Source organism: Amycolatopsis sp. VC5-11 (assembly GCF_037034185.1).
Lineage (GTDB): Bacteria > Actinomycetota > Actinomycetes > Mycobacteriales > Pseudonocardiaceae > Amycolatopsis > Amycolatopsis nivea.
This window is the reverse complement of record NZ_JBAGKF010000003.1, coordinates 480,106-505,431: the sequence shown is the minus strand read 5'-3', so window position 1 is coordinate 505,431 and position 25,326 is coordinate 480,106. Positions and strand designations below refer to the sequence as shown.

The following is a 25,326-nucleotide window of genomic DNA, read 5'->3' as shown; positions in this document are numbered from 1 at the left end:
CTTGCGATGCACCTGCCGCTTGAAGTCGTCCGGCAAACCGGCCGCCGTCTGCGGACCGTCAGTCGGTGGCGTGGCCAGCCCTCGAAGTCCCCTCGTCGAGCAGCCCAAACACCGAGGTCAGACTTCGCGCACCGACTCCGCCACGAACCCCGACAGCACCAGCCGCGCAGTGCATCGGCTGTGCACGGAGGACGTCGGCGCCATCCGCCGGACCACCACCTCGTACCGCCGCTCTCCCGCCTCGACCAGGACACTCCGGGCGTCGCCCCGGGGTTCCTCGGTCACGGCCAGCACCGCGTCGAGACCGCGCAAGCCAGTGCGTCCGCGGACCTCGATCTCGGCGAACTGCGACCACGCGCTCTCCGCCGACGTCCGGCCACGCAGGTTCTCCAGCCGGACGTTGCCGCTGAGTGCTTCCTTCGCCGCCAGTTCGGCGTCGGGCACCGCGAGGCTGCCGTGGAGGAAACCGTCCGGCACGGTCAGGAGGTTTCCGGCCCAGCGGTCCCCGCCGACGTGGCTGACCTCCCACACCCGCCCGGGATGGTTCTGCGCGAGGCTCGTCGCCAGCGGACGGCCGAAAACGGCGCAGCACATGTCCTTGCTGCCGTGCGTGCAGACCAGAAAAAGCGGACCGGACACCGGTTCCCCGTGCCCGCGACGTCCGGCCGCGACTGCTTCGAGATCAAGATGGGCGAGATCAGCCAGATCAGCGAGGTCGAGCCGCTCCGTCCAACGGTCGCCGGGATGTCCGCTCGCGACGTAGACCGCGCGGGGGGCGCCTGGCGTCCGTGCGTGCCGTCCCGGCTTCCGGATCAGCAGGGGGCGCAGGCCAGCGGCGCGGGCGGCGTCGAGGCGTTCGGCGGGGAACACGGTGGACAGCACGTCTTCGAGCGCGTCCGGGCCCCACGAACCCGGCTGCTCGACCAGCAGCCAGGACGTCATGCGCGCGGCGGTCCCGGCAGGCTCGCCACCGAGCTCCCGGGTGAGCGCGGCGCATCCGGGCGCAGCATTCCGGCCCGGGAAGCAGATCCCCGGGCCCGAGTGCGGCACGTCGGGCTTAGGCATGCCTAAGTATAGCTGACGGCGCGCCAGGTCTTTTCGAGGCGACCGTCACTGTCGCGCGACGTCACTCGATCGGGCAATGCGCCGGGAGTCCGAGACCGCGGGCGACCAGCGCTCGCACCGTCATGGCCGCCAGGTCGCGGCGGCAATGTCGCCGGGCCGCGTGACGCCCACCTTCAAGCCTGTGCAGCCTGGCCTCTCACCACCAGCCACCCGGGCAGCACCCGCACACCCGACGACGGCGGTGACCGGGGCCGAGCGCCGAAGCCTCACGCGATCGCGCCTGGCGAAACTCCGCAGCCCCAGACCCGGAGCCAGCCTCGCACCCCGACGAACCCTGCGACCAGGGCCGAGCGTCGAGGCCTCACAGCACCCAACTCACGCTGCCCCGCACCACCAAGGCACCCGACGAAGCCCGCAGTCAAGCCCGAGCAACAAGCCCTTGAACCACCAGCTCCTTCAACAGCGCCCGCACCGTCTCCGGCGGCACCCCTGGCGCGGTATCGACCAGAACCTTGAACGGCTGCGGACCGCACTCGAGCAACGCAGCGAGCACCGGACGCGCGGCCTCGGCAAAGACCAGCCGTTTCCCCGCACCGACCAGCGCAACCGTCCCGTCGTCGTCCACCAGTGCGGCGCGTGGGACGAGCAGCCGGACCTCGAAATCGTCGTCCGGCGGCAGCAGGTCCGCCGTCGCCGCCCACGGCAGGCCGATGCGGGTCTGGGCCGGGGCCTGGGCGTCCCGGTCGGCGAGGAAACGATCGACGACATCGCCCGCGGTCACCTCAGCGAGCCGCCGGCGGAGCGCTTCGGCCCGTTCGGCCCGCGCGTCCGGACCGGCGAACCGGGGCAGGTCCGCGCGGAACAGTTCGTCGGATCGCAGCTGGTCAGCCAGCCACGCCACGAGGTCCACGCCGGTGGCGGCGTTGAACCCGATCGTCAGGTGCAGCGACTCCTCGCCGACGGCCGACACGTCGTGCCAGTGCCCGCGCGGCAGGTAGAGGACGTCGCCGTCCTCGAGCAGGAAGTCGTCGTGCGGTTCGCCTTCGGGGCGTTCCGGAAGTTCGACGTCGCGTTGCAGCGGCGAACGCCGGGTGACCCCGTGCAGGCGCCACCGTTTCCGCCCGGAAAGCTGGATGATGAACGCGTCGTGGTCGTCCCAGTGGACGTCGAAGCCGTGCGTGGTGCCCCAGCCCGCGTACAGGTTGACCTGGATCCGCTCGCGCAGGTCGTGTTCGAGTTTGCCCGCCAATTCGCCGACTTCGCCGACCAGTTCGTTGACCGAGTCGAGCACGAGCGTCGCGCCGGCGCGCAAGTGTTCGGCGAACGGGGCCGGCAGCACGCGCGGGACCAGGCCGTTGCGCCGCGTCGACACCATTTCGGTGTAGGTGTGCGCGGGGACGACGTCGCCGTCGAGCGCGAGCCGCAGCCGGGGGAACTCCAGGCGGTGCTGGCGCAGCACCCGGTCCAGCTCCGGCCACGGCAGCAGGGACGCGAACCGGCCTTTCTCCCCCGGGAACCGCCGCGGCTCCTTGCCCAAGACCTCTGCGAAGAACTGGCCGGCCTCGAGCGGTGCCACGAGGCCGGCCAGTCCGGGAATCTCCGTCATGGAGCGCGACAACGGCTAGTCGTTGCCGTCGTTGTCGGCCACGGCGCCGTTGGCCTTGCCGCGGTCCACCGCGGCGGTCAGCGGTTCCACGCTCAGCAGCAGACCGCTGGCGGCCGTGTCGGTGTCGGTTGTCATGCGTTCTTGAGCCATCCGGACCTCGCAACGTCGACGACTGGGCGCGCCTCACGCTACGGGAGATCGCCGGGACGGACATCGGTCATTTGAGTAGTCTTCGCCGGGCCGATGATCACCCTCAGCCCACCCGGCGGCTCACAGATTCTGCCGGTAATCCTCGTCGAGACCCGCTCGGAGCAGCGGTTCGTTCACCCCGGCCCGCACCAGTTCCGCAGCCGCGCCCGCGGTCTCGTTCAGCTTGAGGTGGTCCGTCCAGATGGTCGACGACCGCGGCAGGTCGGCGAGATCGACGTGCTTGGCGGAGTCCCACAACCCGGACTCGCGCAGGGCACCGTTCCGCGCGAGCCGGACGGTCTCGACCTCCACCTTGAGCACCGCTTTCGGGGTGCGGTTGCGCTCGGTCATCGACTCGCGCAGCCCGTCCTCCGTGCTGACTACCGCCTTCCCGGTGATCTCCAACGTGCGAACGTCGCCGGGAACGACGGCCAAGACAGCCACCTCAGGGCGCTCGACGACATTGTGGAACGTGTCGGTACGCCGGTTGCCGGGCCGGTCAGCGAGCGCGACCGTCGTCGGTCCGATCATCCGGGCCACGCCGGGTGGATCGCCCTTCGGACTCGCGTCGGCGCGCCCGGATCCGTCCCGCGACGTCACCACGGCGAACGGTGCGGCAGCAAGGAAAGCAGCCGCTGCGGGACCGAGCGCAGTCCCCTCTTCGACGGCGTCCTCCGGCGCTGACCCCGGTCCCCACAGGTTCGAGCGGAGGACGGCTTTGCCGCAGTGCAGGAACGCTTCCTCGACGAGAAGACCGTCTTCGGCGAGGGTTCCGTTGATCCGCAAGGTCTCGCGCCACCCCGGGACGAGCACCAGCAGCGCGGCACCGGCACCCGGCGCGGCCGACGACGGGACCGGCAGCCGCAGCCGTAACCTGTTCACCGCTACGGCGAATCCTGGTGTCCCGCCGACCAGTTCGGCCCGCTGACGTCCTCCGGCGTCGACGTAACCGAGCACCGCGGCCGGGCTATGCGCGAGCAGCGCGAGGCAATGCGGGTCGAGATGGTCGATCGACTTCATCATGACCGGCAGCGGCCGCTCGCCCACGACGCGTTCCAGGTCCGGCACCGCACGGATGATCCCCATGGAGTTAGGTTAGCCTAAGCATCAGATCCCCGCGGACGAGCTTCGCCCGCACCAGGATCCGCGCCGATGCCCAGCGTGCACGATGCGGCGACCGCCACGGATCCACTTCCCCGTCGGGAACGGCCGACCGCCCGCGGATCCACTTCCCTGCCGGACACAGACCGGCAACCGCTCCCCACCAGCGTCTGGCTCCCTCGCCCGGCCCGGCTCGCCACCCGCGCGAGGGAAGATCGCCCACGTGATCCAGAATCCTGGGATTTTGCATACTAAAACCTGTATCCTGAAAACTGAGTTCCTCGAATCCCGCCGCTGATCCCACCCGAGGTGCACCGTGACCGAGTCCGTTTCTCCCCTGCCCGAACGCGGGCCCACCGGCCGCCGGACGGCCAAGGGGTCGCTCTCCGGAAAGAGCGCCAACCGGGTGGAGCGGCCCGCGCCGCTGCGGCAGGTCGTGTACGACGCGCTCGCCGAGCTGATCATCAACCGCACCCTCGAACCCGGGCAGCACCTCGTCGAGGCCGACCTCGCCGAGTACCTGGGCGTCAGCCGCCAGCCGGTGCGCGAGGCGTTGCAGCGCCTGCAAAGCGAGGGCTGGGTCGACCTGCGTCCCGCGCAGGGCGCGTTCGTGCACCTGCCCACCGACGAAGAAGCCGACCAGCTCCTCGGCGTCCGGGCGGTGCTGGAGACCCACTCCGCGCGTCTCGCCGCGGCGTGTGCGACGGACGACGACATCAAGCGGCTCTGGGAGCTGCAGGACGTCGGCATGAAGGCCCTCGCCGCGGACGACAGCGAGCGGCTCGTCGCGGCGAACGCCGACCTGCACGCGTACATCACCGAGCTGACCGGCAACGCCGTCCTGACCGAGCTCATCGGCCTGGTCGACCGCCGCGTGCGCTGGTACTACACGCCGATCGCCCGGCCTCGCGGGCGCGACGCGTGGCAGGAGCACGCCGCGCTGATCGAGGCGATCGCGGCGCACAACGTCGAAAAAGCCGAGAAAATCATGGCTCAGCACACCGAACGCACGCGCCAGGCGTTCCACGAACGGCCCGACGCGGCGGAGTAATCACCGCGCGCGGATCAGCCAGCTGAATGGTCCCGCGAGACGAAACAAAGCAACCCGGGAGCGACGGGGCGGGTGCCAGCCGTCCCGTCGCTCCCGGGCCCGCAAGGGAAATTCAGTTACCCGCCGCCGGAGCGGTGCGCGCGATCCGCTCGCCCGCCTTTTCCGTCGAGCCGCGGCCGGAACGTCCTGGTTGCCGCAGGAACAACGTCATCACCGCGGACAGCAGGGCAATGCACCCGGCCAGCACATACGCGCCGGTGTAGCCCCACGCGGCGATCACTCCGGCCGCCAGACCGCCGCCGCCGACACCGCCGACCAGTTTCGCGCTGTAGACGATGCCGTAGTTCGTCGCGTTGTGGTTCTCGCCGAAGTAATCCGGCACCAGCGCGGCGAACAGCGGGTAGAACGCACCGCTGCCGAATCCGGTCAGCACCGCGAATACCATGAACCAGAACAAACTGTGCGTCTTGCCCGACCACAGCACGCCGAATTGCGCCAATGCCGCGATCACCAGCACCCAGAACAACGTCGCCTTCCGGCCGATCCGGTCGGAAGCCCAGCCGACGATCCCCCGGCCGACGCCGTTCACGATGGCCAGGATTCCCGCCGACGAAGCCGCCACGAAGGCGCCGAACTGGCTTTCCTTGGCGAAATCGACCTGGAAATTGATCCCGAACAGCGAAACCCCGCCGATCACCACGAGGGTGACCCACATCAGCGGCAGCATTCCGGTGCGGATCGCCTCCATCGGCGTGAACTGCCGTACCGCGGGCGGGTTCTTTTCCAGGCTCCGGGCCTTCCCCGCCGCGCTGCCTTTCAGCCAGGCGATCGGGTCGACCTCGGCGGGCCACCAGTTCTTCGGCGGGTCCTTGAAGACGAACCCGCACAGCCCGACCACCACGAGCATGTACAGGCCGATCGCGTCGAGCGTGATCGTCACGTTCTCATGGCCGAGGAAGGCGCTGAACAGGTAAATGAACGGCACCGAACCGTACGCGAACCCGCCGTTCACGAATCCGGTGCGGGCGCCGCGTTTCTCCGGATACCATTTCCCGACCATGTTGATGCAGGTCGCGTACACGAGTCCGGCGCCGATCCCGCCCAGCACCGAATACCCGATGAACGCCACCACAAGATTTCCGCTGTGCGCGATGGAGAAGTAGCCGATCCCGGAACACACCGCCCCGGCCAGCATCGCCGTTTTCGCCGACACGATGTTCTTCTCCCGGAGCCGGCCGGCCGGGAAAGCGACCCCGGCCTGGAACACGGCCCAGATGCTGGCCAGCCAGAACGCGTCCGACAACGACCAGCCGTATTTTTCCTCCAGCGTCCCCTCGACGGCTCCCCAGCCGTATTCGAAAACGCTCACCGCCATCATGGCCACCCACGGCAGCCAGACCATCCAGCTGCGGGACCGGCCCATCAGGTCCCGGGGGCTCTCCCCGATCCGGTACGTCCGCCCGTTGTCGTCGACGATCTCCTGGTATGTCGGTTGGGCTGCGGTCATGAGAATTCTCTTTCGTCACCGTTGACTTCGGTTCCCGTGCCGGGCTGTCTCCGTTCCCCCGAGCCGGGACGCGACCCCGCGTCCCGGCGTCCCTTCCTCGCCGCACTCCGCTGACCAGCGGTTAGGTGTCGGGCAACGTACGCCTCCCTCCGGACTTGATCAAGGCAGCAGACCCGCCGAACGCGCCCACCGGTACTTCGCGCCGAGCACCGCGACCGGCTTTTCGGTCGTGTAGGGATAGGCCACGACGCCGTTCGCGTACAGGTGATCGCTGGCCTGCTCGACCTCGACATCTCCGGACAGCGACGCGACCACCGGCTTGTGGACGCCCTTCCGCCGGAACTCCTCCACGACGTCCACGACCAGCTCGGCGAACACCATCGGCGGCGTGACGATCGTGTGCCAGTAACCGAGAACCAACGAGTGAATACGATCGTCGGACAGTCCTAACGCGATGGTGTTCCGATAGGTCGACGGCGGCTCGCCGCCGGTGATGTCGACCGGGTTTCCGGCCGCGCCGAACGGCGGGATGTACTCGCGGAACGCGGCGTCCAGGTCGTCCGGGATCCGCATCAGCGTGAGCCCGTTGTCCACGCAGGCGTCCGAAAGCAGCACTCCGGAACCGCCCGCGCCGGTGATGATCACGACGTTTTCGCCCTTCGGCGTGGGCAGTTTCGGCACGCCTCGCGCGTATTCGAGCAGGTCGTTGAGCCCGGGTGCGCGAATGACACCGCTCTGCCGCAGGATGTCGTCGTAAACGCGGTCATTGCCGGCCAGTGCGCCGGTGTGGGACCCGGCCGCTTTCGCGCCTTCCGATGTCCGTCCCGCCTTCAGCACCACCACTGGCTTCTTCGCGGAAACCCGTTTCGCGGTCTCGGCGAACGCGCGTCCGTCCTTGAGGTCTTCCAAGTGCATGGCGACGAGTTCGGTGTTGTCGTCGTGCTCGAAGAAGGTGAGGAGATCGTCTTCGTCGATGTCGGCCTTGTTCCCGACGCCGACGATCGCGGACACGCCCATCCCGGCCGACCGGCTGAAGCCGAGGATCGCCATCCCGATCCCGCCGCTCTGCGAGGACAGCGCGACGCCGCCTTTGACGTCATAGGGGGTGCAAAACGTCGCGGACAGATTCTCCGGCGTGTAGTAATAGCCGTAGATGTTCGGGCCGAGAATCCGCACGCCGTGCTTGCGCGCGATGGCCAGAACCTCGTTCTGCAGCTCGATGTTCCCCGTCTCGCCGAAGCCGGACGGAATCAGGATCGCCCCGGCGACGCCCTTCTCGCCGGCCTCTTCCAGCGCCGCCGGCACGAACTTGGCCGGGATCGCGAAGACGGCCACATCCACGTCGCCGGGGACGTCCGCGATGCTCGGATACGCCTTGCGATCGAGGATTTCCGCGGCCTTCGGATTGATCGGATAGATCTCGCCCGCGTAGCCGCCGTTGACGAGATTCTTCATCACCGAATTGCCGATCTTCCCGTCCTCGGCGGACGCGCCGATCACCGCGACCGCGGCCGGTTTCATGATCCGGTTCATCGCCGCGAGGATCTCGTCCTGGCTGAACCGCACCGGTTCCGCTGCCGCCGCCGGGTCGACGAGGATCCGCACGTCCACCGCGGTCGCCCCGTCGCCGGTGGCGAGCACCGGGTTGAGATCGACCTCGGCCAGCTGCGGAAAGTCGCTGACCAGCTGCGACAGCCGATGCACGACGTCGGCCAGCGCCGCCTTGTCGACCGGCTCGCTGCCGCGCACTCCATTGAGGATTTCCGCGGCCGCGATACCGTCCACCATGGACAGAGCTTCGTCGGTGCTGGTGGGTGCCAGCCTGAAGGTGACGTCCTTCAGCACCTCGACCAGAACTCCGCCGAGTCCAAACGCGACGATCTTGCCGAAGCTCGGATCGGTGACCGCGCCGATGATCACCTCCTGCCCGCTGGTCAGCATCTGCTGCACCTGCACGCCGGTGATCCGCGCCGAGGCGTCGTAAGCCTTGGCGTTAGCCAGAATCTTGGCGTAGCCGTCAGCGACTTCCTGGTCGCTGCCGAGGCCGACGAGCACGCCGCCAGCTTCGGTCTTGTGCAGGATGTCCGGCGACACGATCTTCAGCACCACCGGAAGGCCGATTTCCCCGGCCTGTGCCACCGCTTCCTCCGCGGAAGTGACGAGCCGTTCCTGCGGCGTCGGGATGCCGTATGCCTCGCAAACTGCGCGACCCTCCGGTGCGGTCAACGCGGAGCGGCCTTCCTCGGCTACTCGCTTGAGAATTTCTTCGACCGACGCGCGGCCCGTTTCCGTCGTCATCGTCAGATCACGCCCGCCGTGCGCAGCTGCTCGACATCCGCCGCGCTGTAGCCGAGTTCGCTGAGCACCTCGTCGTTGTGCTCGCCCAGCAAGGGAGAACGCTCGACCTCCACCGGCGAATCGGACAGCTTCAACGGGCAGCCGACGGTCTTGAACGCGCCGCGCTCCGGATGCGGCACCTCGACCACCGACCCCAGTTCGGCCAGCGTCTCGTCCTCGATCAGCTCCTTAGTGGACAGAATCGGTCCACAAGGGATGTTTCGGGCGTTGAGCAGCTCCATGACCTCCCATTTGGTGCGCTGTTCGGTCCATTCCTCGACCATCGCGAACACCTTGTCCAGTTTGGACAGCCGGGCCTCCGGGGTCGCCCAGTCCGGGTCCTCGGCGAGTTCCGGGCGCCCGATCAGCTCGGTCAGCGGAGCCCAGCCGACCGGCTGGACGATGACGTAGATGTAGTCGTTGGGCCCGCCCGGCGCGCACCGCACCGCCCAGCCCGGCTGGCCGCCGCCGGACGCGTTGCCCGACCGCGGCACCTCGTCGCCGAACCGTTCGTTGGGGTACTCGCCCAGCGGCCCGTGCGCCAGCCGCTGCTGGTCGCGCAGCTTGACCCGGCACAGGTTGAGCACGGCGTCCTGCATCGCGACCTGCACCCGCTGCCCGCGCCCCGTGCTCGTACGCTGGTACAACGCCGCCAGAATCGCCGCGACGAGGTGGATGCCGGTGCCCGAATCGCCGATCTGCGCGCCGGTTGCGGTGGGCGGTCCCTGTTCGAAGCCGGTCGTGCTCATCGAGCCGCCCATCGCCTGCGCGATCACCTCGTAGGCCTTGAAATTCGCGTACCGGCCCGGGCCGAAACCCTTGATGGACGCGTAGATCAGGCGCTCGTTGATCTCGCGGAGCCGATCCCAGGAGAACCCGAAACGGTCCACGACGCCGGGTCCGAAGTTCTCCACCAGCACGTCCACTGAGGACACCAGCTTGGTGAAGACTTCCTTGCCCTGCTCGCTTTTCATGTTGAGCGTGATGCTGCGCTTGTTGGCGTTCAGCATCGTGAAGTAGAGACTGTCCACTCCGGGCAGATCGCGCAGCTGGCCGCGCGTGATGTCGCCGCGTCCGGGGGTTTCGAGCTTCACGACGTCCGCGCCGAGCCAGGCGAGGATCTGCGTCGACGACGGTCCGGATTGGACGTGGGTCATGTCGAGGACGCGGACGCCCTCCAGTGCCTTTCCCATCTTCGGCTCCTCCCGACTACTTGTACATCGTCTGGTTCATGGTTCCGGGGGCGTAGGCGTCCGGGTCGACCCAGACGTTGATCAGCGACGGCTTGCCGGATTCCCGGGCGCGACGCAGTGCCGGGGCGATGTCCGCCGGGTCGCGGACCTCCTCGCCGTAGCCGCCGAGCATCCGGGCGAACTGGTCGTAGGGGACGTCGCCGAGGGTGTTGCCGATGCGCTCGCGGGCCAGGCCGTATTTCTGCGCCTGGCCGTAGCGGATCTGGTTCATCGACGAGTTGTTGCCGACGATCCCGACGAACGGCAGGTCGAACCGCACGAGCGTCTCGAAATCCCACCCGGTAAGGGAAAACGCCCCGTCACCGAAGAGCGCGACGACTTCTTGGTCAGGCCGCGCGTGTTTCGCGGCCAGCACGAACGGAATCCCGACACCGAGTGTCCCGAGTGGACCGGGATCCATCCAGTGCCCCGGCGCTTTCGGCTGCACAACTTGGCCGGAGAACGTGACGATGTCGCCGCCGTCGCCGATGTAGATCGAATCCTCGGTCAGGAACTCGTTGATCTCGTGCACCAGCCGGTACGGGTGGATCGGATTCGCGTCGGAATGCTGCTGCGGCAACCGCTTCTGCTTGGCTTTTTCTTCGACCGCCCGCAATTCCTCCAGCCACGGCTTGCGGCCCACCGCCCCGTTGTCCACCCGGCCGGACGCGGCGTCCGCGACCGCGGCGAGGATCTGTCCCGCGTCGCCGACAATGCCAAGGTCGATGTCGCGGTTCTTCCCGACGGTCCGGTAGTCGAGGTCGATCTGCACCACTTTCGCGTCCGGGGAAAGCCTTTTGCCGTAACCCATCCGGAAGTCGAACGGCGTGCCGACGATGACGATCACGTCCGCGTTGTCGAAGGCATAACGGCGGGAAAGCTGGAAATGGTGCGGATCGCCCGGAGGCAGAGTTCCGCGGCCGGCGCCGTTCATGTATGCCGGGATGTTCAGCGCGCGCACGAGTTCCGTCGCGGGCTCGGTGGCGCGGGTCGTCCAGACTTGGCTGCCGAGCAGAATCGCCGGTTTCTTGGCGTGTACCAGCAGATCCGCGAGCTTTTCGACATCCGCCGGATCGCCCGCGTTCCGCGTGGAGGCCCGATAGCGGCCGGACTGCGGGATGCGCGCGTTCTCCGCCGGCACGCGCGCGTCGAGGACGTCGCGGGGAATCTCCAAAAAGGACGGTCCGGGCGCGCCCGCGAAGGCTTCGCGGAACGCCATCGACACCAGGTCAGCGGCCCGCGCGGTGTGCGGGACGGTGGCGGCGAATTTGGTGATCGGGGTCATCATGTCCACGTGCGGGAGGTCCTGCAGCGAGCCCATTTTGTGCTGGCTCAACGCGCCCTGGCCGCCGATCAGCAGCATCGGGCTCTCCGCGCGCAACGCGTTCGCGACACCGGTGACCGCGTCCGTCGTCCCCGGCCCCGCCGTGACCACCGCACACCCCGGGCGACCGGTGATCCGCGCGTACCCGTCGGCCGCGTGCGCCGCGACCTGCTCGTGGCGGACGTCGATGACGCTGATGCCCTCGTCGACGCAGCCGTCGTAGATGTCGATGATGTGGCCGCCGCAGAGGGTGAAGATGGTGTCCACGCCTTCGGCCTTCAGGGCTTTCGCGACCAGGTGACCGCCGGAGATCGTGTCCGGCGCAGCCCCGGTGGTGGCTGGGTGCTGACCTGCGGTCCCGCCGGGTTTGTCGCTTCGGCTGGTTTGCCCGTTCTCGATGGCCTTGTGTCCCGCGCTTTGGCGGGTTTCCTTGCTGGCCTTGCTTCCGGCGCTCGGGCTGGTTTGCTGATCCTTGTCCCCGGCGCTCGGGCTGGCTTGCTGGTCCTTGTCCCCGGCGCTCGGGCTGGTTTGCCGATTCTCGTCCCCGGAGCTCTGGCTGGCTTGCGGGTTCTCGCTGGCTTCGCCGACGGGGTTCGCTTCGGCCTTGTCCCCGGTCTGCCCGCTGGCGTTCTCGCCGGTGTGCTGGCCTGCTTGCCGGCCGGTCGTGGTGGGCGACATGCGCAACTCCTCCTGTCCCGCGCCGGACCTCTCTGACCCGCGCGCTCGTCCCGGTCTGCTCGTGCCTCTCCGCAGCCCGCCGGATCTGTCGCCGCAGGTCAGCGGCTCGTCGCCAGAAGACTGTAGATTGCATACCGTATGAGGTAGGCATTAGACTTACTCTTCGAGCCGCCCGCTGTCCAGGGGCATCCGCAGGTTTGTCCGGCCGACCGACCGGACGATCCGCCACCGGCTTCGACGGCGGCTCGCCGGCTGATTCGCGGGGTCGGCCTGCTGCACGACACGCGCGGCGGGGCGGCTCATCGGCCGGGGCTTGGTGACAAGGCGGGCGTCGTTGCTCGGCCGAGGTGCTCGGTGGTACCGCGGCTAGCCGTCGGGCCGCTCGGCCGAGCTGGCTGCGGCACGGCGATTAGCCCGTCGGATCGCTCAGTCGAGCGGGCTGCGTCACGGCAGCAAGCCCGTCGGGCCGCTCAGTCGAGCGGGCTGCGTCACGGCAGCAAGCCCGTCGGGCCGCTCGGCCGAACTGGCTGCGGCACAGCGGCAGGTTCGACGGTCGGTCGCTCGCGCGGCACCGGGCGGCCGAGTCGTTCGCCGCGCGGCCATCCACAGCCCAGCTATCCAGACCAGCCATCCATCGCCCGGCCAGAAACCGCAGCCGAACCAGCAAGCGCTCCGCTACCGCAGAACCACCAACCCCGAACAACCCGCTCCCCCGCCCGCAAGGAAGGAATTCCGATGGACCTCTTGGAACACCAAGCGCGCGACCTCTTCGCCGCGCACGGCGTGCCGGTTCCCCGTGGCCGCGTGGCCGCGACGCCGGACGAAGCGCGCGCCGCGGCCGTCGAGATCGGCGGGCCGGTTGTCGTCAAGGCGCAAGTCAAGACCGGCGGGCGGGGCAAGGCGGGCGGGGTCAAGCTCGCGGCCCGGCCCGAGGACGCGGCGGCGGTTGCCGACGAGATTCTCGGGATGGACATCAAAGGGCACCGCGTGCATCGCGTCCTCGTGACCGAGGCCAGCGATATCGCCGAGGAGTACTACGTCTCCTATCTCCTCGACCGCGCCGACCGGAGTTTCCTCGCGATGGCGTCGGCGGCCGGCGGGATGGACATCGAGGAGGTCGCCGCGACCCGGCCGGAGGCGCTGGTCAAGGTGCCGATCGACATCCGGGTCGGGGTCGATCTCGTCAAAGCGCGCCGGATCGCGGCGGCGGCACGGCTTCCGGTCGAAGCGGCGGGGGTGCTGGTCCGGTTGTGGGACGTGTTCACCGCCGAGGACGCGACGCTCGTCGAGGTCAATCCGCTCGCCCGCACGCGCGGCGGGGAGATCGTCGCGCTCGACGGGAAGGTCACGCTGGACGGCAACGCCGCGTTCCGGCATCCCGGGCATCGGGCGTTCGCGCAAGCGGACACCGGTGATCCACTCGAGCAGCAGGCCGCCGAGCAGGGGCTCAACTACGTGAAGCTCGACGGCGACATCGGCGTGATCGGCAACGGTGCCGGGCTCGTGATGTCCACTCTGGATGTAGTGGCTGCCGCGGCACGGGACGCGGGGGCGGTCGGGCCGGCGAATTTCCTCGACATCGGCGGCGGGGCGTCCGCGGAGATCATGTCGGCCGGGCTCGGGGTGATCCTCGGGGATCCGGACGTGCGCAGTGTGTTCGTGAACGTCTTCGGCGGCATCACTGCGTGCGACGCGGTTGCGGACGGCATCGTGAAAGCGCTGGCGCTGCTGGGCGATCGCGCGACGAAACCGCTGGTGGTCCGGCTCGACGGGAACAACGTCGCGGAAGGAAGGCGGATCCTCGACGAGGCTGCGCATCCGCTGGTGACAGTCGTCGCGACGATGGACGACGCCGCGCGCGAAGCGGCCAAGCTCGCGGCCGGGACGGAGGGCTGAACGATGGCTATTTTCCTCGACAGCACCAGCCGGGTCCTCGTTTCCGGCATCACCGGCGCGGAAGGGACCAAGCACACCCGCCGGATGCTGGCAGCGGGCACGAATGTCGTGGGCGGGGTCAATCCGCGCAAGGCCGGGCAGACAGTTTCCCTTGACGGGCACGAGCTGCCGGTCTTCGGTGGCGTCGCCGAAGCGATGGCGGAGACCGGTGCGGATGTAGTGGTCTTGTTCGTGCCGCCGCCGTTCGTGAAGGACGCGGTGCTCGAAGCGGTCGACGCGGGCATCGGGCTCGCGGTGGTGATCACCGAGGGCGTGCCGGTGCACGATTCCGCCGCGTTCTGGGCGCACGCGCGTGACAGCCGCACCCGGATCATCGGACCCAACTGTCCCGGGCTCATCTCCCCCGGGCTGTCGAACGCCGGGATCATTCCCGCTGACATCACCGGCCCGGGACGGATCGGGCTGGTGTCGAAGTCCGGCACGCTCACCTATCAGCTCATGCACGAACTCCGCGACATCGGTTTCTCCAGCTGCATCGGCATCGGCGGCGACCCGGTCATCGGCACCACGCACATCGACGCGGTCGAGGCGTTCGAAAAGGACCCGGACACCGATGTGATCGTGCTGATCGGCGAAATCGGCGGTGACGCGGAGGAGCGCGCGGCGGCGTACGTGCGGGAGAACGTCCGGAAGCCGGTCGTCGGGTACGTCGCGGGATTCACCGCTCCCGAAGGCAAAACCATGGGACACGCGGGAGCGATCGTGTCCGGGTCCTCCGGGACGGCGGCGGCCAAGAAGGAAGCACTCGAGGCGGCCGGGATCCGGGTGGGGCGCACGCCGAGCGAAACCGCGCGGCTGGTGCGCGAGGTACTCGCCGGGACCAGCGCGTAGCACGCGTAGTACTACGACCGGAGTGGTTCAAGGACGAACCCAGGAGGACGGATGGACCTGCGGCAGCTGGAAACCGTCGTGGCGGTGGCCGAGGAGGGCGGGTTCACCGCTGCCGCGCGTCGGCTGCATACCGTGCAGTCGACAGTGTCCACTGTGGTCCGTGCGCTCGAACGCGATCTGGGCACTGAACTGTTCGAGCGCACTACCCACCGGGTCGCGCTGACGCCTGCGGGCAAAGCGTTTCTCCCGGCGGCGCGAGCGGCGCTGGAGGCGGCCAGCCACGCTCGGGCCACCGTCGACCGGGCGCGGTGGGAGATCACCGGCGAGGTCCGGATCGGGGTCATGCCCGGGGCGTGGCCGGAACCGCACCGGGCGCTGAGCGCGTTGCGCCGGGATCACCCCGGCGTGCGAGTGCTGGTGCGGACCGCGCCGCCGCATCAGCTCCGCGAGGCGGTCGTGACGTCCACTGTGGACATCATGGTCGCCGTCGCGGGGTGCGCCCCGAGCGACGGATTGGTCAGCCGCCCGGTCCGGCGGGAGGAGATGGTGCTGGTCACCGCAGCCGGCGACGGAGCAGCGGACCGGCCGGTGTCGGCCGCCGAAGCCGCCGGTACCGCGGTGGTCGATTTCGCGCCGGGCTGGGCGATCCGGGAGGCCACCGACCGGACTTTCCAGTCGGCTCGGGTGCGCCGGACCGTCGTGCACGAGGTCACCGACGCGTCCGCCGCGGCGGAACTGGTCCGGCACGACCTCGGCGGCTGCGTGCTGCCGGTGTCCGTCGCCGCGCAGTTCCCCGACCTCACCGGCCGCCGGTTCACGCGCGGCGGCCCGACGTGGAACATCACCGCGACCCACCCGGGCGATCCGCGGCCGGCGGTGGCGGCGGTGTTGCGCCATCTCACCTGATCCGGCATCCCCCGGTTCAGCCAGCTGCCCATTCGGCTCTGACGTGCTTCAAGTGCGCCCGGACCTGGTCCTCCAGCCGGGCCCAGTCCCGCTCCGCGATCGTCGCCAGCATCTCCCGGTGTTCCCGCGCCGAATCCGCCAGCCGGCCGCGTTCGGCGAGCTTTTCCAAGCCGTACAAGCGTGTCTGGTCGCGCAACGTCGCGATGGCGTCGATCAGCCGCCCGTTTCCGGCGAGGGCCAGCAAATCGAGATGGAACCGGCGGTCCGCCTCCAGGAAGCGCGCGACATCACCTGCCTCGGCTGCGGACTCGATCTCGGCCGCCAGTCCGTCCAGCCGGGTTAGGTCGTCCGGACCGGCGGCCGCTCCGGCGGACAGGGTTGCCGGGACCTCCAGCAGCACCCGCATCTCGTAGATCTCGCCCAGGTCGCGTTCGGTGATCGCGACGACCCGGTAGCCCCGGTTGCGGACGGGTTCCAGCAGGCCCTGGTTGACCAGCGTCAGCAACGCCTCGCGCACCGGGCTGCTCGACACACCCAGCCGTGTCGCGAGCGCGGCGGCCGAATAGATGTCGCCGGGACGCAGTTCGCCGGACACCATCGCCTGCCGTACTACTTCGAGCACTTGTTCGCGCAGGTTAGTGCGCTGCAGCTGCGTCACGGGACGCACCTCCGCTTCCCCGGGCTTGACTTCGCCCGCCTAGGTCCAGCAGGGTACAGGAGTAACCGGTAGCCGGTTACTAAGGAGTAACTAATGCCTGAGATCCGGGGTTACTGCACGTTGTGCCGGTCGCGTTGCGGCGCGGTCTACACGGTCGAGAACGGCGCGCTGCGCGGCGTCCGGCCGGATCCGGCGCATCCGACCGGCGCCGCGTTGTGCCCGAAGGGCCGCGCCGCGCCGGAACTGGTGCACTCCCCCGAGCGGCTGCGCCGGCCGTTGCGCCGCACGACGCCGAAGTCCGATCCAGATCCGCGCTGGCGCGAGATCAGCTGGGACGAAGCGCTGTCCGAGATCGCCGAACGGCTCGGCGGCATCCGCGCGACCAGCGGGGCCGAGGCTGTCGCGTTCTCGGTCACCTCCCCCAGCGGCACGCCGATGTCCGACTCGATCGACTGGGTCGAGCGGTTCATCCGGCTTTTCGGCAGCCCCAATACGCTGTACGCAACCGAAATCTGCAACTGGCACAAGGACTACGCGCACGCGTTCACGTTCGGCTCGGCGTTGCCCGCGCCGGATTACGCGGGTACGGAATTCGCGGTGCTGTGGGGGCACAATCCGGCCAAGGCGTGGCTCGCGCAGTCAGCCGCGCTGGCCGAGGCTCGCACGCCGAAGCTGGCCGTCGTCGATCCGCGGCGGACGGCCAGCGCGGTGCGGGCTGAGCACTGGCTCCGGGTGCGGCCGGGCACTGATGGCGCGCTCGCGCTCGGCGTCGCACGGGAGTTGCTCGAACGTCGCGGGCACGACGAGGCTTTCGTGCGGTCGTGGACGAACGCTCCGTTGCTGGTCCGCACCGACACGGGCCGGTTTCTCCGGGCGGCGGAAATCGATCCCGGCGCGGCTGGGTTCGCGGTGTGGGACGAGGTCGCCGGGCAAGCTGAGCCGTACGACACGAATTATCCAGCACAAGGGCCGGAAAGGTTTGCCCTACACGGAAAACGCCGGGTGCGCACGCTAGCTGGCCCGGTCGACTGCGTGCCCGCGTTCGAGCATTACGCGCAGGCCTCCGCCGCATGGCCGCTCGAACGGACCGAAGCCGTGACGACCGTCGAAGCCCCGGCGATCGAAGCCTTCGCGGCCGACCTTGCCGAGGCGAAGTCCGTGACGTATGCGGCTTGGTCGGGCGTCGGGCAGCACGCGAACGCGACGCAGACCGAGCGCGCGATCGCCACGCTCTACGCGCTCACCGGCAGCTACGACTCCCCCGGCGGCAACGTCGTGCTTCCGAAGCTCGCGGTCGCGCCGGTCACGTCGGCGGACCAGCTCGCACCTGAGCAGCGGGCGAAAGCCCTTGGCCTGCAAGAGTTCCCACTCGGGCCTCCGGACCAGGGCTGGGTGACTGCGCGGAACTTCTGCCGCGCGGTCCTCGAAGAAAAGCCTTATCGAGTGAGGGCACTGGTGTCCTTCGGCGGGAATCTTCTGCTTTCACAACCGGATCCGAACCGCACCGCGGAAGCGTTGCGCCGCTTGGAATTCGCGGTGCATCTCGATCTGTTCGAGAACCCGACCGCGCGCTTCGCCGACCTGCTGCTGCCGGTTCAGACGCCGTGGGAGCACGAGGCGGTCAAGGCCGGTTTCGAGATCAGCCAGGCGGCGCAGGAACACGTGCAACTGCGGCCGAGGATGACCGATCCGGTCGGCGAGTCGCGTTCGGACACTGAGGTCGTGTTCGAACTGGCCGGACGGCTCGGGATGGGCGCGGACTTCTTCAACGGGCGCATCGAGGACGGCTGGGATCACCAGCTGGCCCCGCTCGGCCTCACTGCCGCGCAGTTGCGCGAACAGCCCGGCGGCGTCGATCTGCCGTTGCAAACTGAATATCGCAAATACGCCGATCTTGCGGAAAATGGCGTGGTGACTGGGTTTGCGACGCCGACTCGCCGGGTCGAACTGTATTCCGAACGGCTCGCTGAGCACGGCTACCCGGCGGTTCCGACTGCCGAGCCGCCGGTCCCGGACGCTCGGCATCCGCTGGTGCTGACCTGCGCGAAGAACGGATACTTCTGCCACAGCCAGCATCGCGGGATTTCGTCGCTGCGCAAGCGTTCTCCCGAGCCGGCCGTCGACCTGAGCGCGGAACTCGCCGCGGAGCGCGGGATTGAGGACGGGCAGTGGGTCCGCATCACGACGGCCTCGGCGGACGTCCGGATGCGCGCGCGGATCGATCCCGCGCTGCATCGCGACGTGGTCGTGGCGGAGTACGGCTGGTGGCAGCCGGCTCCCGACCTCGCGCTGCCCGGTTCGGACCCGCTCGAGGACGGCGGGACCAACTACAACCTGCTCGTCGGCGACGACGCCCATGATCCGGTGAGCGGGTCGGTTCCGTTGCGTTCGACGTTCTGCGACGTCCGGCCGGACGAGCCCGAGCCGTGGACCGGGCAGCGGGAGTTCGCGGTCGAGCGGGCGGAGCTGGAGACCGAGGACATCCGGTCGGTGCGGCTCAAGCCGGTGGACGGGCGGGCGGTGCCGGAATTCCGCGCCGGGCAGCACATCACCGTCGCCTGGCCGGACGCGCCTGGGCTGACCCGCAGTTACTCGCTGACCGGGTCGGCGAAAGCCGCCGACGGCGGGTACGCGATCGCGGTGCGACGGGTGCCGGGCGGGCAGTTCTCGCCCGCCGTGCACGACCGGCTAGAGCCCGGGACTCGGTTGCTGGTCACGGCTCCTTCCGGCGGGTTCGCGCTGCCGACTGTCCATTCGCGGCCGATCGTGCTCCTGGCGGCCGGGATCGGGATCACGCCGTTCCTCAGTTACCTGGAGTCCCTCGAACCCGCGTCCGCGCCGGAGATCGTGCTGCACCACGGGAGCCGCGACCGCTCCCGGCACGCGTTCCGCGAGCGCATCGCAGGGTTGGCGGCTCGGCTGCCCTCTGTCCAGATCGTGGACCACTACAGCCGTCCTGGTCCGGAGAAGTCCTGCGATTTCACCGGGCGGATCACCGCCGACCGCGTCGACGCCGAGCTGATCCGGCGGCGAGCGCGGTTCTACCTGTGCGGTCCGGAAAGCATGCTGGACGAGCTGACCTCCGGACTGGTGGAGCGGGGCGTGCCGCGCTTCGACATCTTCACCGAGAAGTTCCACGCCGCGCCCGCGCCGGTCCACATCCCGGACGACGCGACAGCCACCGTGCGGTTCGCGCGGTCCGGCCGCGAGGCCACCTGGCGGGCGGGCGACGGGGACCTGCTGCGGTTCGCCGAGGCTTCCGGGGTCGCGCTGCCCAGCGGATGCCGGCTCGGGCAGTGCGAGAGCTGCGCCGTGACGGTGCTGGGCGGAACGGTCGCGCACCTGGTCGCGATCGCCGACGATCTGCCCGCTGACCAGTGCCTTTCCTGTCAGGCGATCCCCACTGCGGATGTAGTGCTCGATGCGTGAGTCTGGTCACCCCTAACCTCGCAAACCCCGTCTGGGGTGCGAAATCCGGCATTCGGACGGCATCATCGGCGGATGGCTCTCGACCAGACATCGCGCGCAGTGTACGAGGAGATCGTCCGGAAGAACCCGGCCGAGCCGGAGTTCCACCAGGCCGTCTTCGAAGTGCTGGAAGCGATCCGGCCCGCGCTGCAGCGGGATCCGGACCTGCGCGACGCGGCGATGCTGGAGCGGCTGTGCGAGCCGGAGCGGCAGGTGATGTTCCGGGTGGTCTGGACCGACGACGCGGGCGCGGTGCACGTCAACCGCGGCTTCCGGGTCGGGTTCAGCTCGGCGCTAGGGCCGTACAAGGGCGGGCTGCGCTTCCGCGGCGACGTCACGCTCGGCACGGTCAAGTTCCTCGCCTTCGAGCAGATCTTCAAGAACGCGCTCACCGGCCTCGGCATCGGCGCGGGCAAGGGCGGGTCCGACTTCGACCCGGCGGGCCGCAGCGACGGCGAGATCATGCGGTTCTGCCAGGCGTTCATGACCGAACTGGTCCGGCACATCGGCCCGGAGACCGATGTCCCGGCGGGCGACATCGGCGTCGGCGGGCGCGAGATCGGGTACCTGTTCGGCCAGTACAAGCGGCTCACCAACCGCTACGACGCGGGCACGATCACCGGCAAGAACCCGTTGCTGGGCGGTATTCCGGCGCGGCCGGAGGCCACCGGATACGGCACGGTGTACTTCCTCGAGGCGATGCTCGGCGCGCGCGACGACTCGTTCTCCGGCCGCACCGCGGTGGTGTCCGGGTCGGGCAATGTCGCCTACCACGCGATCGCGAAGCTTCAGGAGCTCGGCGCGAAGCCGGTTGTGTGCTCGGATTCGGGCGGGTACGTCCACGATCCGCGCGGGATCGACCTGGAGCTGTTGCACGAGCTGAAGGTCGCGCGGCGCGGGCGGCTTTCCGAGTACGTCGACCATGTGCCGTCGGCGAAGTACGTCACCGACGGCACGCCGTGGGACGTGCCGTGCGACTTGGCGTTGCCGTGCGCGACGCAGAACGAGCTGGACGAGCAGTCCGCATTGCGGCTGGTGAAGAACAACGTCCGGGCGGTCGCGGAGGGTGCGAACATGCCGTGCACGCCCGGTTCTTTGCAGATCTTCCGCGAGGCCGGGGTGGCGGTCGGGCCGGGGAAGGCCGCGAATGCCGGCGGCGTCGCGGTGTCCGCGCTGGAAATGCAGCAGAACGCGGCGCGGGAGCGGTGGACGTTCGAGCGCACCGACCGGACGTTGCGGGACATCATGACCGACATTCACCGGACGTGCCTCGAGACGGCCGACGAGCACGGGGTGGCCGGGGATTACGTGAGCGGGGCGAATATCGCGGGGTTCCGGAAGGTGGTCGCGGCGATGGACGTGTGCGGGTACATCTGAGCCGGATCCTGCGGACGGTCTTCGTTCGGCAGGATTTTGTATGCAGTATTTCGTCGGGGGTCTGCCGGTCGACGGTGGGCGGTCTTCGGTCTGGGATCTGCGGTCTTCGGTCTGCCGGTCGACAGTCCGCGGTCGGCTGTCTCCGGTCGCCTGTCTTCGGTCGACAGTCCGCCGGGCGGCTGTCGTCGGTCGGCGGTCTGCCAGTCGGCGGTCGGCGGTCTTTGGCCGACAGTCCGCCGGGCGGCAGTTGGCGATCTTCGGTCTTCCGGTCGGCAGTCTGCGCGTCGGCGATGATGGGATGCGCTGTGGGCGGACTCCCCGCGATGCGGATGCCGAGCCGGTGTTGTCGTGCCGAGGAGGAGCGAACCGCCAGCCGGGGAATGCTTGCCACGCTAGGTGGCTATCCGGAAAAACTGCGCCAGACATAGGGGCACAGTGTGTCCGTGCTTGACGCGCGGCTGGTGGGGCGCTTCGGTACGAGGGTGACTGCGTATGTGGAGCGTCCGCCGGTGCCGGGCCTGAGCGCCGTGGTGCGCACGGTCTGGATCCAGCGCACTGGAGACGTCCCGTATGTGCAGCGGCATCTGCCTGCCGGTGGTGTCGAGATCCACTTCCCGGTCGGCGGTCGTCCGCAGTTGCTCGGGCCGTTGACCGGGCCGCAGGTCGAGGTTATTCCGGCGCATACGACGGTCGTCGGGGTGCGGTTCCGGCCGGGGGCGGCTCCTCCCCTGCCCACGGGGCTCGACGAGCTGGCCGACCAGCGCGTCGGGCTGGCTGACGTGTGGGGGCGGGTCGTGGATCGGCTGGTGGAGGCCGTGGCGGTTGCTCCGACGCCCGAGGCGGGGCTTGCCGCGTTGCAAGCGCATTTGCTGCGGGAGTACCGGCGGGTCGGCGGCCTGGATCCGCTGATCCGGGAAGCGGTGCGGGTGCTGATGCCGTGGGAGCCGGTCGGCGTTGACGCGGTTGCCGCGCACTTGGCGTTGTCGGCGAGCCAGTTGCGGCGGAGGTGCCTGCACACGGTCGGGACGAGTCCGAAGGTGCTTCAGCGGACATTGCGGTTCCAAGGGTTTCTGGCGCTGGCCCAGTCCGGGGCGGTCGCGAGCGGACGGCGGGGTGCGGACGGGACGGCGGGGCTGGCCGTCGACGCCGGGTATGCCGACCAGGCGCATCTCAGCCGGGAATGTCTCCGGCTGACCGGGGTCACGCCGAGGCAGCTCCTCGGGGGCGATCTCGACCGGTGCGCGTGCGGGCACGATCATTCCGCTTCCTACACGCCGTTTCTCGAGGGCCGCGGGCGGTCGCCGTTGCGCGGGTGAGCGGAGCATGGGCTGCGGGCAATCGCGGCTGGGCGGGGTCTCGAAGGACCACCTTCGCCCAGGCCCTCCCGCTCCGGACATCGGCCGACCCGCCGCTCGCACATCCGACCCGCCGAGCCCAGCCACCCGCTCCCGATGCCGGGCCGACCCCGCCCGCACATCCGACCCCGCCGAGCCCAGCCACACACTCCCGACGACGGGCCGACCCCGCCCGCACAACCGACCCCCGCCGAGCCCAGCCACGCACTCCCGACGACGGGCCGACTCGCCCGCGACCCGCCGCCCGCACATCCGACCTCCGCCGAGCGCAGCCACCCGCTCCCGATGCCGGGCCGACCCCGCCCGCACATCCGACGCCGCCAAGCCCAGCCGTCCGCCCCGACGGCGGGCCGACCCGCCCCCAGCCTGCCGTGCCACGAGACCGGCGGCCCGGCCAAGCACCCATTCCACCCGGCGCGACCAGGCGATTCCCTCCTACGAGGGATGCCCGGGATGGTTCACTGTGGCCCCGTTCGCAGGCCGCAACCCCGCCGCGCGGGCGGGAAGAACGATCCGGAGGAGGGTTTTGGATGACCGGACCAGCTCGCCCCGGTGTGGCGTCCCCGGCGCTCGTCGCGGTCGTCGACTCGCTGGCCGCCGCGGCCAGCGTCGCCGAGTTGCAGGACTGCTACATGCGCGCAGTACCGCAACTGCTGTCCTCGCGTTCGTTCGCCATCTACGTGCGCGACCCGCGGAACCGCGCGCCAGTCAGCCGGGCCACCGAAGGGGCCAGCGACGTCTTCCTCTCCCGGTACGAGGAGCTCGGCCGCGAGCGCGACCCGGTCCTGCGGCAATGTCTCACCGCGAACCAGGCGGCGCACAGTTCGCGTCTGATGAGCCAGGACCGCTGGACCGAGCATCCGGTGTACCGCGAAGTCATGTCGCTGCACGGCTGGCGGATGGTGCTGGAGACCCCGATCGTCGCGGGGGCCGAGATCGTCGGCACGCTCAACTTCGCCGATCGCGACGCCGGGGCGCTCTCCTCCGACGAGGACCTGGCCGTCGCGACGGCGCTGGGGCGGGTCGTGGGGCTGGTGCTGAGCGGGCTGCTCCGGCAGGAAACCCTTCTCCGGGAACGCGATCACCTCGAAACGGCGGTCGACGTATGCGACAACGCACTGGTCCTGACCGACCATCGAGGCGGACAGCGGCGGTTCAACGCGGCCGCAAGGGCAGCGCTGCGCCGGGTGGCACCGAACGGGCCGACGGAATGGCTGGAGAACGTGATGGCGGCGAATCCCGACGCCAGCACACAGTTCGCCGAGGCCGGCGGGGTTAGAGCGACGCTGCGCACGGTGCGGGTGCCCAGCCAGCCCGCGCTGTCGGTGACCACACTGGACATCCAGGACGGCCCGGGCGGCGAGATCGCGCTGAGTCCTTCGCTGTCGGCATTGCTGTCGCCTCGTGAACGGGAGGTGGCCCGGCTCGCGGTGTCCGGGCTGCACGACGATCAGATCGCGGCGAAGATCTTTCTCAGCCGCTACACGGTGAAGCAGCATTTGAAGAGCATTTACCGCAAGCTGGGCGTGGATTCCCGCACTGCGCTCGCGCGGCTCGTGCTGCACGGCACGTGATCTCCGGCCGCAGGGGCTAGAATCCCGAAATCCGGCCGAGAGAACGAAACGATGTCCCAGCGCGGTCCCGACGAACGAACAGCCCGGCTGGTCGTGTCCGCCACCGACGAACTGTCGGCGGCCACGAGCACGGAAGAGCTGCTCGAGGTCTATCTCCGCGTGGCCCGGTCCGCGCTGCCGACGCGGTCGTTCGGCATTTATCTGTTCTCGCCGGCGCGGCACCGTTCCGCGACCGAAGGCGTCAGCGACCTTTTCCTGGCCCGGTACGAGGACGCCGGACGCGAGCAGGATCCGGTCCTGCGCCGGGCCGTGGACACCCGCAGCGCGGCGCACAGCGCGCACCTGATGCCGCCCGACGACTGGCAGGATCTCCCGTTCTACCAGGACGTCCTCGCGCTGCACGGGATGCGGATGGTGCTCGAGGCCCCGATCGTCGCGGGCGGCCAGGTGCTGGGGACGCTGAACTTCGCCGACCGGGATCCGGGGCTGCTCGCCGGCGAAGCCGAGGTCGCGGTCGCCTCCGCGCTCGGGCGGGTCGTCGGCTCGGCGGTCGCCTCGCTCGAAGCGCGCGACGATCTTCGGCGCGAACGCGACAACGCGTGGGCCGCGCTGGACCTCGCCGCCGTCGCGCTCGTGACGACCGATCTGCGCACCGGGAAGCGGCGGCTCAACGAAGCGGCCCGGCAGCTGCTGCGCGAAGTGTCCGATGAGGACCCCGAATCGTGGCTGGAAGAGACGATGGCCGCCCGGAATCCCCGCGACGGGTTCGCGTGGACGGTGCCGCTTGCCGAGCGAGGACTGCGGCTCTCGCTGCGTTCCCGGCCCGTTCCGGACGACGAGGTCGCGGTCGCGGTCCTGCGGCTCGAACGGGACGCGGCCGGGCTTCCGCCGTCAATCGCGGCACGGCTGACGCCGCGGGAACGCGAAATCGCTGTGCTGGCCGTGGAAGGCCTCAGCGACGACCAGATCGCCGCGCGGGTCCTGCTGAGCCCCTACACGGTGAAACAGCACCTGAAAGCCGTCTACCGCAAGCTCGGAATCGGCTCGCGGCAAGCGCTCACCCGCGTCGTCCTGAGCGCGCCTCCCTCCTTCGAGGGGTAACCGGCCCGGC

The 25,326-nt window shown here is 69.5% G+C and carries 17 protein-coding genes; 9 read left to right on the top strand and 8 right to left on the bottom strand.

The genetic code is table 11. The annotated features are described in order from the left end of the window. Positions 1 to 117: 117 nt before the first annotated feature. From WA670_RS13890 to WA670_RS13880, 3 genes are all read right to left on the bottom strand, one after another. On the bottom strand, positions 118 to 1,065 hold the full coding sequence (locus WA670_RS13890; RefSeq protein WP_051728490.1) for a sucrase ferredoxin: 948 nt from the start codon (positions 1,063 to 1,065) through the stop codon (positions 118 to 120). A 418-nt stretch (positions 1,066 to 1,483) separates the two neighbouring features. Further along, positions 1,484 to 2,671 (bottom strand): cupin domain-containing protein, encoded by a 1,188-nt coding sequence (locus tag WA670_RS13885; protein WP_336157918.1) that lies wholly within the window; start codon positions 2,669 to 2,671, stop codon positions 1,484 to 1,486. Between the two features lie 270 nt (positions 2,672 to 2,941). Then, positions 2,942 to 3,946 carry a pyridoxamine 5'-phosphate oxidase family protein gene (locus WA670_RS13880; protein ID WP_238605987.1) on the bottom strand — a complete coding sequence of 335 codons (1,005 nt, stop codon included), beginning with the start codon at positions 3,944 to 3,946 and terminating at the stop codon, positions 2,942 to 2,944. Between the two features lie 331 nt (positions 3,947 to 4,277). On the opposite strand from WA670_RS13880, the gene WA670_RS13875 reads away from it, so the two are divergent. Then, on the top strand, positions 4,278 to 5,012 hold the full coding sequence (locus tag WA670_RS13875; RefSeq protein WP_037805865.1) for a GntR family transcriptional regulator: 735 nt from the start codon (positions 4,278 to 4,280) through the stop codon (positions 5,010 to 5,012). A gap of 112 nt (positions 5,013 to 5,124) precedes the next feature. Here WA670_RS13875 and WA670_RS13870 read toward each other — a convergent pair whose 3' ends face one another. The 4 genes from WA670_RS13870 to WA670_RS13855 all read right to left on the bottom strand — a co-directional run bounded on the left by WA670_RS13870 (position 5,125) and on the right by WA670_RS13855 (position 12,090). Beyond that, complete coding sequence (locus WA670_RS13870) at positions 5,125 to 6,519, bottom strand: OFA family MFS transporter (RefSeq protein WP_336157917.1); 1,395 nt, start codon at positions 6,517 to 6,519, stop codon at positions 5,125 to 5,127. 159 nt (positions 6,520 to 6,678) lie between these two features. Then, the gene (locus tag WA670_RS13865) at positions 6,679 to 8,817 is read right to left on the bottom strand and encodes an acetate--CoA ligase family protein (RefSeq protein WP_336157916.1); all 2,139 of its coding nucleotides are present in this window, start codon (positions 8,815 to 8,817) and stop codon (positions 6,679 to 6,681) included. A gap of 2 nt (positions 8,818 to 8,819) precedes the next feature. After that, positions 8,820 to 10,049: a formyl-CoA transferase gene (gene frc / locus WA670_RS13860; RefSeq protein ID WP_037805860.1), complete on the bottom strand. Its 1,230-nt coding sequence runs from the start codon at positions 10,047 to 10,049 to the stop codon at positions 8,820 to 8,822. 16 nt (positions 10,050 to 10,065) lie between these two features. Continuing rightward, positions 10,066 to 12,090 (bottom strand): thiamine pyrophosphate-binding protein, encoded by a 2,025-nt coding sequence (locus tag WA670_RS13855; RefSeq protein WP_336157915.1) that lies wholly within the window; start codon positions 12,088 to 12,090, stop codon positions 10,066 to 10,068. A gap of 735 nt (positions 12,091 to 12,825) precedes the next feature. On the opposite strand from WA670_RS13855, the gene sucC reads away from it, so the two are divergent. The 3 genes from sucC to WA670_RS13840 are packed head-to-tail and all read left to right on the top strand — an operon-like array spanning position 12,826 to position 15,783. Next, positions 12,826 to 13,986, top strand: a complete 1,161-nt coding sequence (sucC, locus tag WA670_RS13850; RefSeq protein WP_037805857.1) for an ADP-forming succinate--CoA ligase subunit beta — start codon at positions 12,826 to 12,828, stop codon at positions 13,984 to 13,986. A 3-nt stretch (positions 13,987 to 13,989) separates the two neighbouring features. After that, complete coding sequence (gene sucD / locus WA670_RS13845; RefSeq protein WP_037805855.1) at positions 13,990 to 14,877, top strand: succinate--CoA ligase subunit alpha; 888 nt, start codon at positions 13,990 to 13,992, stop codon at positions 14,875 to 14,877. Positions 14,878 to 14,928: 51 nt separating this feature from the next. After that, positions 14,929 to 15,783 (top strand): LysR family transcriptional regulator, encoded by an 855-nt coding sequence (locus tag WA670_RS13840; protein WP_134727531.1) that lies wholly within the window; start codon positions 14,929 to 14,931, stop codon positions 15,781 to 15,783. A 16-nt stretch (positions 15,784 to 15,799) separates the two neighbouring features. Here WA670_RS13840 and WA670_RS13835 read toward each other — a convergent pair whose 3' ends face one another. Further along, positions 15,800 to 16,441, bottom strand: a complete 642-nt coding sequence (locus WA670_RS13835; RefSeq protein ID WP_336157914.1) for a GntR family transcriptional regulator — start codon at positions 16,439 to 16,441, stop codon at positions 15,800 to 15,802. A gap of 93 nt (positions 16,442 to 16,534) precedes the next feature. On the opposite strand from WA670_RS13835, the gene WA670_RS13830 reads away from it, so the two are divergent. The 5 genes from WA670_RS13830 (at position 16,535) to WA670_RS13810 (ending at position 25,316) form a co-directional block, all read left to right on the top strand. Further along, positions 16,535 to 19,870, top strand: a complete 3,336-nt coding sequence (locus WA670_RS13830; RefSeq protein WP_336157913.1) for a molybdopterin-dependent oxidoreductase — start codon at positions 16,535 to 16,537, stop codon at positions 19,868 to 19,870. A 72-nt stretch (positions 19,871 to 19,942) separates the two neighbouring features. Further along, complete coding sequence (gene gdhA, locus WA670_RS13825; RefSeq protein ID WP_037805849.1) at positions 19,943 to 21,286, top strand: NADP-specific glutamate dehydrogenase; 1,344 nt, start codon at positions 19,943 to 19,945, stop codon at positions 21,284 to 21,286. Positions 21,287 to 21,768: 482 nt separating this feature from the next. After that, positions 21,769 to 22,602, top strand: a complete 834-nt coding sequence (locus WA670_RS13820) for a helix-turn-helix domain-containing protein (protein ID WP_238605976.1) — start codon at positions 21,769 to 21,771, stop codon at positions 22,600 to 22,602. Positions 22,603 to 23,171: 569 nt separating this feature from the next. After that, positions 23,172 to 24,215 carry a LuxR C-terminal-related transcriptional regulator gene (locus WA670_RS13815; protein WP_336157912.1) on the top strand — a complete coding sequence of 348 codons (1,044 nt, stop codon included), beginning with the start codon at positions 23,172 to 23,174 and terminating at the stop codon, positions 24,213 to 24,215. Between the two features lie 51 nt (positions 24,216 to 24,266). Continuing rightward, positions 24,267 to 25,316, top strand: coding sequence for a LuxR C-terminal-related transcriptional regulator (locus tag WA670_RS13810; RefSeq protein ID WP_336157911.1), 1,050 nt, complete (start codon positions 24,267 to 24,269; stop codon positions 25,314 to 25,316). The last annotated feature ends 10 nt before the right edge of the window (positions 25,317 to 25,326 follow it).